Below are 13,869 nucleotides of genomic sequence, written 5' to 3'. Positions count from 1 at the left end.
GCACTCTGACGCATGAGAGCGAAAGCCGGGACTGACCTGACGACGGGGAGCATCCCGCGCCACATCGTGACGTTCTCCCTGCCGATGATCGCCGGCGGCCTGCTCCACACGGCGTACAGCTTCATCAACGCCATCTGGGTCGGTCAGTACCTCGGCACCCGGGCGCTCGCAGCCGTCACGGTCAGCTTCCCGGTCGTCTTCACCGTCATCGGCATCGCCCTCGGCATCACCCTGGCATCGAACATCGTCGTGTCGCAGCGCTTCGGGGCCAAGCGCTTCGACGAGCTGCGGCGCGTCGTCGATGCCTCGATGGTGCTCTCTTACGGGCTCGGGATCGGGCTCACCGCACTCGGCGAGCTGTTCACGCCGTTCATCCTGAGGGCGATGGACACCCCACCCGAGGTGTTCGACGAGGCGGTGGGCTACCTGCGCATCTACCTGCTCTCGATCCCGCTGAGCTTCGGCATGATCGCGATGCGCAGCATGCTCCAGGGGATGGGCGACTCGAGGACGCCGCTGCTCTTCCAGCTCGCCTCCGTCGTGCTCATGACGGTGCTCGATCCCATCCTGATCTTCGGCCACTTCGGTCTGCCCGCGCTGGGGCTCAACGGGACGGCCTGGGCGACCCTGTTCGCCCAGTTCGTCGTGCTGATCGCCCTCAAGGTGCACCTCCACCGCCGGAGGTCACCCATCGCGCCCTCGTGGCCCCGGCGAGGCCACCTCGGCGCCGAGGTCGGGCACATCCTGCGCATCGGCATCCCTGCATCCATTCAGCAGTCCCTGGCTTCGCTGGGGATGGTCATGGTGACCGGCATCGTGAACGGCTTCGGCGAGATCTCGACGGCGGCGTTCGGCGCCGCCTCGCGCATCGACCAGATCGCCATCCTGCCCGCCATCAACTTCGGCATGGCGATCTCGACGCTCACCGGCCAGAACCTCGGCGCAGGCCACCTCGGCCGCGTCCGCGAGATCTTCACCTGGGGCTGCATCTTCAGCGGCGCCATCACGCTGGTGATCTCGGCGGTCTCCGTGATCTTTCCGGAAGCCCTGCTCCGCGTGTTCATCAGCGACCCCGTCGTCATCGAGCACGGCGTCGCCTACCTGCACATCGTCGGCTCCTGCTACATCTTCTTCAGCCTGATGTTCGTCAGCAACGGCGTCATCAATGGCGCCGGGGGCACGATGGTGACCACGCTGATCTCCCTCATCAGCCTGTGGATCTTCCGCGTGCCCGTCGCCTACGTCCTGTCGCGCGGGATGAACAGCGAGCTGGGGATCTGGTACGCGATCTCGCTGAGCTTCATCGTCTCGATGGTCGTCAGCATGGCGTACTACTTCGCTGGCCGCTGGAAGCGCGCGGTGGGCGAGAAGGCCGCCGCCGCCGAGAAGGCGAAGCCCGAGCCCGATCCGGCCAAGGTCTTCGCCAACGAGGTCGGCGAGGCCTGACGCCGCGCGGGCTCAGCGCGGGCTCAGTGCGGGCTCAGGTGGTGACGTCGGGTGCCGCCGGCGTCTCCGAGGCGCGGTCGCCGTCGCTCTGCTCGCGCCCCATCGCCCGCAGCCACCCTGCGACCCGCGACCCGGCCGGCCTCGGCCAGGCCGCGCGCGAGAAGCGGAGCAGGAGCTGGGGTGTGTGGTCGCCGCTGCGGCTGTCCTTGAACGCCGCCCGCGCCGCCTCGATCTCCTTCGCCGCCTCGTGGTAGCGCCCTTCCTCGGCGGCCAACCACGCCTGCGTCAGGTGCCGGTGCTGCTTCGGCTCCGCCTCGGAGACCGCCACCCCCTCGCACGCGATCAGGTGCTCGCGCGCCAGGTCCGTCTCGCCGCGGCTCAGCGCGATCTGCGCGAGCAGCACCCGCGCCTCCACCAGACCCCACGGATCGGCCAGCCGCTCGAAGATCCGCCCTGCCGACTCCGCGTGCTCCAGCGAGAGATCGGCGTCGTCCACGTCGAGCGCCAGCATCGACAGCAGCCGCTCGCAGCCCGCCTCCCCGCGCGGGTTCGCCAGATCGCGGAAGCTCTGCCGCGCCGTCAGCACCAGCGAGCGTGCCTCGTCCAGGTAGCCCAGCCGGTGCTCCGCGTGCGCCTGCGCCAGCTCACACTGTGCCAGCCCCAGCCGGTAGCCGATCGCGTCGAAGTCCGCGCGCGCCGCCGACAGGAGGCCGCGGATCGTGTCCGGAGACGGCGCGGGCGCCGCCTGCTCCACGATGCTCTGGAGCAGCAAGCTCTGTGCTCGGCCCAGCCGATCCCCCATCACCGCCGCGCGCGCCGCGCAGCTCGCCAGCGTCGCCCGCGCCCGCGCGTGGTCGCCGAGCAGGTAGTCGATCTCGCCCAGCAGCACCTCGCACTGCGTCCGGCCTTGCTCGTGTCCCAGCGACTCGAACAGCGAGAGCGCTTTTGCCACCTGCTTGCGCCCTTGCGCCTCGCCGCCCAGGTCCGACGCGATGTGGCCGAGCAAGCGCAGGCAGTGCGCCTGGTTCTCCTCGTCGCCGCTCTGCTCGAACAGGCGCTTCGCCTCCTCCGCGTCGCGCCGCGCCTCGTCCAGCCGCCCCGCCAGCCGCAGCGCTTCGGCCCGGTAGCGCAGGTGGATCGCCAGCCGCGTCCCCATCAGCGCCGGCCGCCCCTCCCCGGAAGGCCGCCCGTCCAGCACGGCGAGGTCGCGCAGCGTGGCCGACACGTCGCGCGAACTCTTCCAGTGGTCCATCACGTGGCGGTGGATCAGATCCGCCGCCGCATCGACATCGCCTGCGCGCAGCAAGCTCACCGCGCGGTGCCGCACGATCCGCCGGCTCGTGCCGAGAGGATGCCGCGAGAGCGCCTCGGAGGCCGCGCGGAACACCCGGCTCGCGTCGGGCTGCTGGAACAGCTGCGCCAAGAGGTGCTCCTGCAAGAGCGCGTGCGGCCAGCGCAGCCGGTCCCCGGTCGCGAGCAGGAGCTGCGCCCGCTGCATCGCCACGATGCTCTGCGGCGCAGGCAGCCCGAGCATCTCGAAGAGCACCAGCAGCACCTCGCGCCGCATGTCGCCACCGAGCGCCGCCGCCGCGCGCGCGCCTGCCCGCATCGCCTCCGGGAGCGCCGAGAGCCGCTCCTCCCACAGCTCCGCCGTCGTCGCCGCCTGCACCGCCATCGCCGGCCGCGGCACGTAGTACTTCCCCGCTCGCAGCGCGAGGTGTCCGCCACCCGCCCAGGCGTGCAAGAGCTGGAGTGCGAACAGCGGGTTCCCCTTGCTCCGCGCCGTCGCCGCCTCGGCCGCCGCCTCGTCGAGCGGCAGCGTCTCCCGCAAGAGCGAGTGCATCTGCTGCGCATTGAACGGCGCCACGTCCAGCCGCTCCCCGTTCCACGCCTTCAGGCTCTCCTCCAGGCGCGCCGCGGCGGCGGGATCGGTCTCCACCGCCTCGCTCCGCGCCGTCGCCACCACCAGCATCCCCAGCATCGGCGCGTCGCGGTGCAGCGTCATCAAGCTCTCGAACGTGGACGGCGACGCATAGTGCAGATCGTCGAGCCACAAGAGGATCGGCCGATCCCGCCCCACCCGCTCCAGCGTCTTGCGGATCACGAGCCACCGCAGCTCCGGCCGGTCCAGCCGGAACCGCTTCCCCGTCGGCCCCACCGCGTTGCTTCCTGGTGGCGTCGGCCGGATCCACTCCGCCGCTGCGGCCACCCACGTCTTGCCGACCTCGTCCTCGGAGGACACCTCCCAGACGTTCATCAGCACCTTCTCCACGATGTCCCGCTCGGCTCGCTCCAGCCGGTAGTGCTGCGTCACCGCGCCGACCACCCCGTCGAGCGGCGCCGAGATCCGCCGGTAGCGCGCGCGCAGCGGCACGAGCAGCGCCCGCTCGTGCACCTCCTCGCACAGCCACTCGGACAGCCGGCTCTTGCCCACGCCTGCGTCGCCTGCGAGCAGCACGAACTTGTGCACCGGCTTCGGCGAGTCCACCACCTCCGCCACCAGCTCCATCAGCCGCGCGCGCTCCCCCGTGCGCGCCACGAAGGGGCTCGGCCTCAGGTTGAGCAGCCCCGACGTCGTGACCGACAGCGGCGCCTCTTCCTCGCTGTCCGGCGGCTCCTGCAGATCGGGCGTCAGCAGCTCCTGCCGGCTCGGCGGGATCCTCCCCGACGTGATCAACGTCGACGGCAGCGGCGTCAGCATCGAGTTCGACTCCGACGCCTCGAACCGCTTCCACACCCGGCGCGCATCCCCTGCGAAGTCGAACCGGTTCCACGGCCGCTTCGCCAGCAACCGCTTCACGAACCGCCCCACGTCGCTCGGCACCCCGGGCAAGAGCGGCACATCCGGGATCGGCGCGCTCCGGTGTTGCTGGAGCAGCTCCTCGTTCGTCCCCTCGTACACCTCGCGGTTCGCGAGACACGCGTACAGGATGCACCCCAGCGAGTAGAGATCCGTCGGAGCCCCCACGTGCGGCGCCGCGAAGCGGATCTGCTCGGGCGCCATCCACCCGGGCGTCCCAGCGCCCCAGCGCACCGTCGGCGCCGACTCCCGCGAACCATCGAGGCGATGATCGATCCGATCCTGGACGAGCCACGCCAGCCCCAGGTCGAGCACGTGCACCGACGGCTCGCCTCCCGCGGGCATGTCGAGCAGCACGTTCGACGGCTTGAGATCCCCGTGGATCACCCCGCGCGCGTGCGCATGGGCGAGCGCCCCCAGCACGCTGTCGACCAGCCTCCAGAGGATCGGCCAAGGCAGGGGCTCCTCGTTCACCTTCGCCAGGTAGAGCCACTCGTGCATCGAGCGACCCGGCACGGCATCCATCGCCAGGAACGGCGTCCCGTCCGGCAGCGCGCCGAAGTCGCGCGCGCGCACGATCGCTGGATGGCTGAGCCCGGCGAGCGCACGCGCTTCCTCCTGGAACCACCAGGCATCCTCCGGACGGTTGCGTGCACCAGGCCGGCACAAGAGCTTGAGCGCGATGCGCTCGTCCACGACCAGATCACGGCACAGGTACACGACACCCATTCCGCCGCGACCCAGCTCGCGTCTCACCTGATAGCGGCCGGCCAGAATGGTGCCAGGAAGGAAGGCATCGTCGCTCATATAAGCCCCGGGGCGATGATAGCTCGCGGTGACGGGCCTTGTGCTAGCCTCAACAGATGGTTGGCGCTGTGCGCGTGCTCGCCTTTGCGGGCGTGAGAGACGTGCTGGGGAAGGAGGAAGTCTCGCTCCCACTCCCGGCCCCTTGCACCGCCTCCGAGCTCCTGGCGGACGTCTGCGCTCGCTACCCCGGCCTCGTCCCCTACCAGGGCTGCCTCCGCGTCGCCGTGAACGGTACCTACGCCGATCCCGGCGATCCCGTCCGGGTAGGCGACGAAGTCGCACTCATCCCACCCGTTGCTGGCGGGTAGGACCAGGGGCGGATCCATGCGCACCGACCTCCTCCGGGAGCCGCCGCCGACCCCCTCGCGACCCGCTGCGCCCCGGCGCTCCTTGCCTGTCCTGGGACAAAACGCCGCACGTGCCCCCCTCGTTCCACGTCCAGCCACGCCGGCCCTCCCACCGCGCAGTGTGCGCCTGTCGGTCACCGACCGCTGTGATTTCGCTTGCACGTACTGCCGTCCCTCCCGCAATGACGGCTACGTCGAAGGTCGACTCCTCACCAGCACCTGGCGCACCCTCCTGGAAGCGCTGCGTGCGGGTGGCATCCGTCGCGTGCGCCTCACGGGCGGCGAACCGCTGATCCACCCGGACATCGTCGCGATGGTCGGCTTCATCGCTTCGCTCGGCTTCGAGGACGTCGCGCTGACCACCAACGCCTCCCAGCTCACCCGCCTCGCCCGACCCCTCCGCGACGCTGGCTTGCACCGCCTCAACATCTCCATCGACACGCTGGACCCGGCGCGCTTCTCCGAGATGACCCGCGGTGGTCGCCTCGCTCAGGTCCTGGAGGGGATCGACGCCGCCCTCGCCGTGGGCTTCGCTCCCATCAAGCTCAACACCGTCGTCCTCCGAGGCCAGAACGACCACGAGCTCGAGTCCCTCCTTCTGTGGGCGTGGGAGCGCCGCATGATCCCCCGCTTCCTGGAAGTGATGCCGATCGCCGAGGGTGCCCGGATGGTGAAGCAGCACCTGATCACCGCCGCCGAGATGCGCGACCGCCTGGCCGAGCACCTCTTGCCCGAAGAAGCCGCCGTCGAGCCAGGCCTCGGCCCGGCGAAGTACATCCGCTCCCGCCGCGACCCCACCCTGCGCGTCGGCTTCATCAGCGGCACCAGCGACACCTACTGCGACACCTGCGACCGCCTGCGGGTGTCCTCCACCGGCGTGCTCCGCCCTTGCCTCGCCACCGACGACGGCGTCGACGCCTCGAAGGAAGCGCACGCTGGTGATCTGAACGGCATCCTCGCCCGGCTCGACGAGGCCTGGCGCCTCAAGCCGGACGGGACGGTGTGGAAGGGCTGCACCGAGGAGACCGCAGCCAGCGTCTCCATGCGCGCCATCGGCGGCTGAGCGCGCCGAGCGCCTTCGCAGCGCCTCAGTTGCAGGGGATGCGCGGGCACACCTCCGCCACGCTGTCGTTCTCGACGACCGTGATGCAGTAGTGACAGCTCTTCGTGCCCACCCCCGGAATGTCACACCGATCGCGCGTGATCTTCACGTAGTTCGAGGGCTCCCCCTGGGACATCCATCCACCACCGCAGGTGAGCATGCGCCAGCCGGTCTGCGTCGCCGAGGCGAACGGCTTGCTCGTGAAGTACTCGAAGCTGACGTCGTAGGCCGGCAAGGCGTGCTCCGACTCGTCGACGATCTCGACCTCGAGGTCGTCCTCGTCTTCCGTCGGCTCGCCGCCGATGGCGCAGCCCATGAACATCGCGCTCCCGAGGAAAAAGCAGGCCAAGATCGAATGATTGAGGCTCATGTGAAACTCCATGGCTCGCCACCGCGGCACCTGCGCGGCGCGAGCGCGGGGGCCCATTGCAAGCAGGTTGCCAGCATCGAGGCCGCGCTGAACGCCTCGAAACCTCGGCGAAAGTCGCTGGAACCGTGACGACGCGCCGACGTGAAGCATGTGCGTTGCGCAAGGGCTGCTCGAACGAAGCCAGGGTTGCGCGAGTCGAACGCCATGCCCTCCGCCGAGCGCGTCACCCCTCGCGGTGCAGGCGTTCTGGAACCCGGGCCACCAGCGCATCGATGGCGACACGAACCCGGCTGGGCAGGTGCTGGGTCAGCGGCCACACCGCGTGAATGTCGTAACCGAAGGCGCGCTCTCCTTCGAGGACGGGAACGAGCGTGCCAGCGCGCAGCGCATCCGCGACCAGCCAGCAAGGGAGCCAGGCGAGGCCCGCGCCCGCCACGGCGGCAGCGGCGATGGCTTCCAGATCGTCGAAGCGGATGCGACTCGGGAGCGTGAGTTCGCGCGCATGTCCCTCTGCATCGAGGAGGCGCCACGGGACGACGCGCCCCTCCCGCCCGTAGACGAGCCCTTCGTGCAGCGCGAGTTCGTCGAGCACATCGGGCGTCCCGCGATCGGCCAGGTACTCCGGGGAACCGCAGACGACCATCACTTGCTTGCCGAGGCGGCGTGACATCAGCCCGGCGCTGTCTGCCAGCGGCCCCCCGCGAATGGCGAGCTCGACGCCCTCCTCGACGAGATCCACACAGCGATCCGTGAAAGAGACCTCCAGCGCGATCTGCGGGTACTCCTGAGCCACCTCCACGAGGATGGGCGCCACACATCGCCGCCCGAACAGGACGGGCACGCTCACCCGCAGCCGCCCTGCAGGCTCTTTTCGCCCTCGCTCCAGCAGCGCCTCTGCCGCCTCCAGCTCTGCCAGCGCGCGCGAGCAGCGCTCGTAGAACGCCTGCCCATCGTCGGTGAGGCGCAACGCGCGCGTCGTCCGGTGAAACAGGCGCACCCCGAGCTGCTCCTCCAGCCGGATGACGGCCTTCCCCACCGCCGACCGCGACTGCCCCATCCGTTGCGCCGCCAGCGCGAAGCTACCCGCCTCCGCCGCTTGCACGAAGCTGACGACCCCCCGCAGCCGATCACTCACCCCGTACACCCGACCCCCTCTCTTCTTACGTAACCCAGCAGCTTCACGTGCCCAGCAGCTTTACGTGCCCAGCAGCTTTACGTGCCCAGCAGCTTCACGTGCCCAGCAGCTTCACGTGACCCAGCAGCTCGTGTGGCTGCAGCACATCGCGCGATGCATGACCTTGGCGCAGCCCGTGAACCCTCACCGTTGCTCTCGCTGAGCCCCCGCCGCCAGCTCGTCAATCCCCCGCTACCTCCCGGCGACCGGAGACACCCATGCTCTCTCTCTCGCCTCCCGGCGCCGTGATCTCCGGATTGGTGCCTTCCAGTCTACAATGAAGCGACTTCTTGCCCGTACTGGAGACAAATCGTCGCCACTACCCTCCCTCCGTATCCGCTCGCTGCGTCGATCGGGCTGCCCGGTGGCGCCCGCGCAGCGGCAAGGAGTGAGGACCGATGCGCTCTCGTGGACGAGTCTCTCTGGCGGCCTTGCTGGTCATGGCCATGCCTGCGTGCGGTGGCGGCGAACCTCCGCCTGTGACCCCTCAGGACGGTGTCCAGGCGCCCCCGTCGGTCCGCGTCCACGCGCTGGACTGCGGTCGCGCCGACATCCAGGACATGTCGTTCTTCGGGGATGACGGCGGCCCCCGCGAGCTGGTCGCCGCTTGCTACCTCGTCCACCACCCGCGTGGCGCGTTGCTCTGGGATACGGGCATCGATGATGCCGTCGCCCGGACTCCGGGCGGCGTCGTCGATTCCGGGTCGAGCATTCGTTTCCGCGTCGAGATGCCCTTGCGGGAGCGGCTGAGTCGGCTCCAGCTCGCGCCCGAGGACGTGGACTACGTCGCGTTCTCTCATCTTCACGTCGACCACGCGGGGAACGCCAACCTGTTTCCGGGCGCGACCTGGCTCTTGAACCGTCGCGAGCTTCCCTGGGCGACGTCGAGCCCCGCGCCGCAGGGCATCGAGCCGGCGCTCTTCTCCTCTTACAAGGCGGCGCAGATCCGGCATCTCGACGGGGAGACCGACGTCTTCGGTGACGGGAGCGTGACGATCGTTCCGTCCCCGGGTCACACGCCTGGGCACCAGAGCTTGCTGCTCCGGCTCCACCGGGCCGGGACCTTCCTCATCTCGGGGGACCTGACGCACACCCATGGCAACTGGGAGCACCGACGCGTCCCTCCCTTCAACACCGATCAGGAAGAGACGCTCCGTTCGATGGATCGCCTCCGCGCCCTGGCCGAGTCCACCGGGGCGCGCTTCGTGGTCCAGCACGAGCCTGACGAGCTCTCCGTGTTCCCTCCGTTCCCTGGCTACCTCGATTGAGCCGTTCCCTGGCTACCTTGCTCGAGCGCGTCGAGACAGGACCAGCACCCGCGGCCGAGCAGCGGGGGCGTCGGCGGCCTGACGGGGGCGCTCACCGAGCGAAACTGGGGGTGTCGTCGGCCGCGGGCAGAATCCCGGAGCGAAACTGGGGGCGTAGGCCGCACCTACCCGGTGGTTGAGGCGAAACTGGGTGCGTCGGCGGCCGACGGAGGGAGTTTCACTGCGAAACTGAGGGCGTCGGCGGGCGTCGACACACCCAGTTTCACCGCGAAACTGGGTACGTCGGCGGCTGCTGCCGTGGTTTGGCGCGGTGAGACCGTCACCGTCCACGTGACGCCCTCGCTCTCCGGGGTCGCACTCCCTGTGGCGGCGGTGTGGAGACGATGCTGCCGGTGCGAAGGGTTGCGTCGGCGGCCGCCACACTGGCGATCGGACGGGAACTGCCTGTGTCGGCGCCCAGCACGTCCCGGTTTCTCGCGCGAACTGCTGGCGTCGACGGCCGAGGCACGCAGTGGCAGATGCCATGCAGCCTTTCCCCGAGCGTGGGAGCTCCTGAGTCAGGTGTTCGCTGAACCCAGGTGCTCGCTGAGCCAGGTGTTCGCTGTACAAGGAGCGGGGGGCCGTGCCAGATCACCCCCATGTCGCGCCAGGATGCCGGAAAGCCCCTCGACCAGCCGGAGCGAAACGCCGAGGAGCGGCCGGAGCCGGCTCCCCGCGGGGCTGCGGCCCTGTCCAGCCACCTGAGCGAGCGGGGTGAAGTCCACATGGTGTCGGTCGAGGGCAAACCCACGACCCTGCGTCGGGCCGTGGCCGGGGCCACGATCCAGATGCGGCCGGAGACGGCACGGCGTCTCGCCGCGGGAGACACGCCGAAAGGGGAGGTGCTCGCCACCGCGCGCCTCGCCGGCATCATGGCGGCGAAGCGGACGCCGGAGCTGATTCCCCTCTGCCACGGGGTGGCCTTGACCCATGTCGCGGTGGAGCTGTCGATCGACGAGGCGGCGGCGGCCGTACACATCACCGCGACGGCCGAGGCGATGGATCGGACCGGCGTGGAGATGGAGGCCATGGTCGCGGTGAGCGCGGCAGGGCTGACCCTCTACGACATGTTGAAGGGCATCGACCGGGCAATGGTGCTGGGGAGTGTGCGCCTGCTCGAGAAGAGCGGGGGGCGCTCCGGTCACTTCCGTCGAGAGGAGGCCGAGCCTCGGCCGCCAGTGACGTCGGAGGTCGACGCCTCGACCACGGCCGTCGGGAGCGATGCCGTTGCTGGACCTGCTGGCGCTTCACGAGGGCGCATCCGGACCGAGCCCCTGCGGCTTGACGAGGTGGTCGCCGAGGTCGCTCACGCTGGTGCGGGCGGGGTGGCGACTTTCCTCGGCGTGGTGCGCGATCACAACGACGGCCGCGCGGTGACGCTCCTCGAATACGAGGCGTACGCCACGATGGCCGAGGGGGAGCTCGAGCGCCTCCTCGCGGAGATCGCTGCCGAGATCCCGGGGGTGCGTATCGCTGCCGCGCACCGGGTGGGGGCATTGCAGGTCGGGGACGCTGCCGTCGTGTGTGCAGCGAGTGCGCCCCATCGTGGTGAGGCGTTCCGCGCGTGCCGGTTGCTCATCGACCGCCTCAAGGAGCGTTTGCCCATCTGGAAGCGCGAGCACGGCCCCGATGGACCGTACTGGGTGGGCTGGGAGGATGCGCGCTGCTCCCCGGAAGGTCACGACCACGCCGGGCACGCGCATCACCCTCCCCACGCGCACGGCAGCCGAGGCGGAAGCGCTGGCGACAAGAGCTGAGATCTCGGTCGGCGAACGAAGACTTCGGCCGGCGAACTCTGGGCTGAGAGTTCGGGCAGCAGGTGCGGCCGGCACGGCGCGCTCGCGGGCCCAAGCTGGCTCCAGCGTCACCCGGTGCGTCGAGGGAACGCCGACGTCGCCAGGTCGAACGCCGACCACCAGGCATCCCAGAGCGGCTCGTCGAGCACCCCAGCGACCTGGAGACCGGACGCTTCGTGGGAGGCCCAGAGATAAGGGGGGCGTGTGTCGTCGGGCGCGAAGTAGCGCCACTCGCGGGCGCTCGGAAGCGCACCAGGGAGCGTGCCCATCACCGGCTCCAGCGCAGCGAGGCCGTTGAAGGCGCTCCAGTCGAAGCGAACGAAGGTGTCGATCGAGACCAGCGTGACGGGGCTCCGGCCGAGTACCGTGCGCGCGATGTCGGCGAGTGGCGCGGCACCTCGCTCGAGGTCGAAGAGGCACAAGCGCGCGTCGTACCAGTCGAGCCAGTCGTCCTCGTTCATGCCGCGCGCGAGCAGGGCGTCTCCGAGCGCGCTTTGCTCGGTCTCGGTGAGGTCGAGCCGAAGGTAGCGTGCGACGGTGTTCGGTCTGGCGTTCACGATGGGCGTCTCAGGGCCGATGGGCATCTCATGGCGCGTGTCTCGGTCTCATGATGCCACGGTCGCCGACGACCCGAGCGTGCCAGCGCCTGGAGCGTGCCAGCGCCCGAAGATGGCGGCACCTCTCCCGTCCCAGCGAAAGCGAGCGTCGTGACCTTCCACGAAAATTCCGAATGCCGACCCCTGAACACAGGGATTGCATTCATGAATCCAAGAAGAAAGTGGACCAGACGGGAACTATTTGGTTGCCCGGAGCATCTCAGCTGGGGTACTCAATTCGATACAGCATCATGAACCGTCAATGGAGCCAGCAAACGACCGTCACCGCCTCCCGTCGGGAAGGTGAAGCGGGCATTGGCTTGCTCGGTGGCGGTCAAGGTGCGTCCCAAGCCAGACAGTCCAAGCTGTCTTCTCAGCGTGGCTCGAAAGCGCTCGAGAATCAGGGGAAGGGCCATCGAAGGCGGTAATTCTGGCGTCTCCTCGACGTTGAAGAAGGCCGCCTCGGGACAACCCAGGCGGCCTTCGGCGTTTCAGGCCCTCCCCTCGACCTCACGAACCCGGTGACGGGGGACGAGCTCGGAATGGGGGCACGGTCCGTGAGGCCTGCATGGCTGGTCATTGCGTCGGCATTCGTCCGGCGGAGTCTCCAGCGACGGGAGGGGTGTGTGTCCTTGCGGCCCACCCGGAGAGGGGCATGGTGTGCCCTGCGATCGAGGGGGCAACGATTCGAACATCACAGGAGCATTGAGCCGCTGCAATCGCGGCGGTCAGGGAGAGGTGTGTCCGAGGATCCGTAGCTCAATGGCAGAGCAACCGCCTTTTAAGCGGAAGTGTGGAGGTTCGAGTCCTCTCGGATCCACTGACGGGCCAGCAGAATCGACGAAGACATCGACGAGCGCAGCATTCCGGGGTCGTTCATCCGGTCAGGACGGCGTCCTTTGAAGTCGCAGAGGCAGGTTCGAGTCCTGCCCCCGGAACCATGCATTCGTTCACGAGCAATCCTCGATGGAGGTGTGCGAGGGCGTCGTGTGTCGTCGAGTCGCTGGATCGTCGCCTGTTTTGTTGTCGTTGATTGACATGGAAATGAGTCGATGAATGAAATTGTATTGACTGAAATGGGCAAGGTGATAAATGAATTGAACAGAGAACGATGATGGTCTTCCGGAAAGCAAATCGTCTGTCGTGGTGCGTATCGTCCTTCGGGCCGTGCGTCTCGCAGCGAGCTGGCGCTCTTCAGAGACGGCTGGCAGGCAGCTCTCACGAGGGCGGGTGCAAGTTCTCCCCGGTGCCGGGCAGTTGGCGCTCCAGCGTGGTGAAGAACGCGGAAGATCTCGAGAGGTATCCCTGAACGGCTTGAGCAGGCGTCCAGCGAAGGATGTCGGCAAGAGGCCGCCCGGGGTGACCCGAGGCGGCCTTCGTCGTTTCGGGCCGTGAGCTCGCTCCGCTCTGGGGAGTTGCATAGGGGAGGGAGGGCCGCAGCCATCGCTGTGGTCGTCGGATGTGTGTGTTCGAGGATCCGTGGCTCAACGGTAGAGCAACCGCCTCTTGAGCGGAAGTGTGGAGGTTCGATTCCTCCCGGATCCACTGCTCCTGGAGCACCGAACAGAATCAGTGGTTCTGCGCGGTGATCTCAGCCGCCCCGAGAGGGGTTGGAGCGTCGTGCGTCATTGTGTCGTTGAATGGGCATGCTCTGGAGAGTCCGAGGCGGTTTTCGTCGTTCCGGGCTCGTACGCTGGTTGTGTGTCGTGTCTACCGGGATCGTTCATTTGGTAAGGACGGCGGTCTCTGAATCCGCAGAGGCAGGTTCGAATCCTGCTCCCGGTACCCATCCTTCTCCTGCGCGGAGCTGCGTCTCCGCCCTGATCTCTGACAACCTGATCTCATGCGAAAAAGAGGGGTGCACCGTGTGCGTCCCTCGTGCGGAGGCACCTCATGTGCCTTTGCATTCCGACGTAGCTCGATGGCAGAGCGACCGCCTGTTAAGCGGAAGGTTGGGGGTTCGAGTCCCCCCGTCGGAGCCATTCCTCCTTCCACGCGAGCTTCCCTGGAGGCGTTGATCACGGAGATCACGTGCACCACCGCTGAAGTGCTTGGCACGGGCGACCACAAGGAACGGCTGAAGCTGGGCAAAGTGGATCGTGCCCACGGGCTCGATCCGTCGCC

9 protein-coding genes and 5 tRNA genes are annotated in these 13,869 nt (G+C 68.6%); 10 read left to right on the top strand and 4 right to left on the bottom strand.

What is annotated here, in order from left to right:
- Window positions 1-12: 12 nt before the first annotated feature.
- Window positions 13-1,446 carry an MATE family efflux transporter gene (locus CMC5_RS27965; RefSeq protein ID WP_050433264.1) on the top strand — a complete coding sequence of 478 codons (1,434 nt, stop codon included), beginning with the start codon at window positions 13-15 and terminating at the stop codon, window positions 1,444-1,446.
- A gap of 34 nt (window positions 1,447-1,480) precedes the next feature.
- Here the strand turns inward: CMC5_RS27965 and CMC5_RS27960 are convergent, their stop codons facing one another.
- Entirely contained in the window at window positions 1,481-5,053 is a 3,573-nt protein-coding gene (locus CMC5_RS27960) for a serine/threonine-protein kinase (protein ID WP_050433263.1), read from the bottom strand.
- Window positions 5,054-5,109: 56 nt separating this feature from the next.
- On the opposite strand from CMC5_RS27960, the gene CMC5_RS27955 reads away from it, so the two are divergent.
- Both CMC5_RS27955 and CMC5_RS27950 read left to right on the top strand, forming a co-directional pair.
- Window positions 5,110-5,361, top strand: a complete 252-nt coding sequence (locus CMC5_RS27955) for a MoaD/ThiS family protein (RefSeq protein ID WP_050433262.1) — start codon at window positions 5,110-5,112, stop codon at window positions 5,359-5,361.
- A 16-nt stretch (window positions 5,362-5,377) separates the two neighbouring features.
- The gene (locus CMC5_RS27950; protein ID WP_050433261.1) at window positions 5,378-6,463 is read left to right on the top strand and encodes a GTP 3',8-cyclase MoaA; all 1,086 of its coding nucleotides are present in this window, start codon (window positions 5,378-5,380) and stop codon (window positions 6,461-6,463) included.
- A gap of 25 nt (window positions 6,464-6,488) precedes the next feature.
- Here the strand turns inward: CMC5_RS27950 and CMC5_RS27945 are convergent, their stop codons facing one another.
- Both CMC5_RS27945 and CMC5_RS27940 read right to left on the bottom strand, forming a co-directional pair.
- Window positions 6,489-6,872: a hypothetical protein gene (locus CMC5_RS27945; protein ID WP_156338902.1), complete on the bottom strand. Its 384-nt coding sequence runs from the start codon at window positions 6,870-6,872 to the stop codon at window positions 6,489-6,491.
- A gap of 223 nt (window positions 6,873-7,095) precedes the next feature.
- Window positions 7,096-8,007 (bottom strand): LysR family transcriptional regulator, encoded by a 912-nt coding sequence (locus tag CMC5_RS27940; protein WP_050436168.1) that lies wholly within the window; start codon window positions 8,005-8,007, stop codon window positions 7,096-7,098.
- A gap of 437 nt (window positions 8,008-8,444) precedes the next feature.
- Between CMC5_RS27940 and CMC5_RS27935 the strand changes: the two genes are divergently transcribed.
- Both CMC5_RS27935 and moaC read left to right on the top strand, forming a co-directional pair.
- Window positions 8,445-9,314: an N-acyl homoserine lactonase family protein gene (locus CMC5_RS27935; protein ID WP_245677783.1), complete on the top strand. Its 870-nt coding sequence runs from the start codon at window positions 8,445-8,447 to the stop codon at window positions 9,312-9,314.
- Between the two features lie 638 nt (window positions 9,315-9,952).
- Window positions 9,953-11,110 carry a cyclic pyranopterin monophosphate synthase MoaC gene (gene moaC, locus CMC5_RS48675; RefSeq protein WP_281180734.1) on the top strand — a complete coding sequence of 386 codons (1,158 nt, stop codon included), beginning with the start codon at window positions 9,953-9,955 and terminating at the stop codon, window positions 11,108-11,110.
- A gap of 107 nt (window positions 11,111-11,217) precedes the next feature.
- Here the strand turns inward: moaC and CMC5_RS27920 are convergent, their stop codons facing one another.
- Complete coding sequence (locus CMC5_RS27920; RefSeq protein WP_050433259.1) at window positions 11,218-11,733, bottom strand: hypothetical protein; 516 nt, start codon at window positions 11,731-11,733, stop codon at window positions 11,218-11,220.
- A gap of 760 nt (window positions 11,734-12,493) precedes the next feature.
- On the opposite strand from CMC5_RS27920, the gene CMC5_RS27915 reads away from it, so the two are divergent.
- The 5 genes from CMC5_RS27915 (at window position 12,494) to CMC5_RS27895 (ending at window position 13,727) form a co-directional block, all read left to right on the top strand.
- Window positions 12,494-12,565 (top strand) — tRNA-Lys (locus tag CMC5_RS27915).
- 45 nt (window positions 12,566-12,610) lie between these two features.
- Window positions 12,611-12,686: transfer RNA gene (locus CMC5_RS27910), tRNA-Gln, on the top strand.
- Window positions 12,687-13,218: 532 nt separating this feature from the next.
- A tRNA-Lys gene (locus tag CMC5_RS27905) sits at window positions 13,219-13,290 on the top strand.
- A gap of 167 nt (window positions 13,291-13,457) precedes the next feature.
- Window positions 13,458-13,530: transfer RNA gene (locus tag CMC5_RS27900), tRNA-Gln, on the top strand.
- 122 nt (window positions 13,531-13,652) lie between these two features.
- Window positions 13,653-13,727, top strand: a tRNA-Asn gene (locus tag CMC5_RS27895).
- Window positions 13,728-13,869: the final 142 nt, after the last annotated feature.

Origin of the sequence: Chondromyces crocatus (assembly GCF_001189295.1) — a bacterium.
GTDB classification, from domain to species: domain Bacteria; phylum Myxococcota_A; class Polyangia; order Polyangiales; family Polyangiaceae; genus Chondromyces; species Chondromyces crocatus.
Note: the sequence above shows the minus strand (reverse complement) of the source record. Positions and strands in the feature narration are given on the sequence as shown.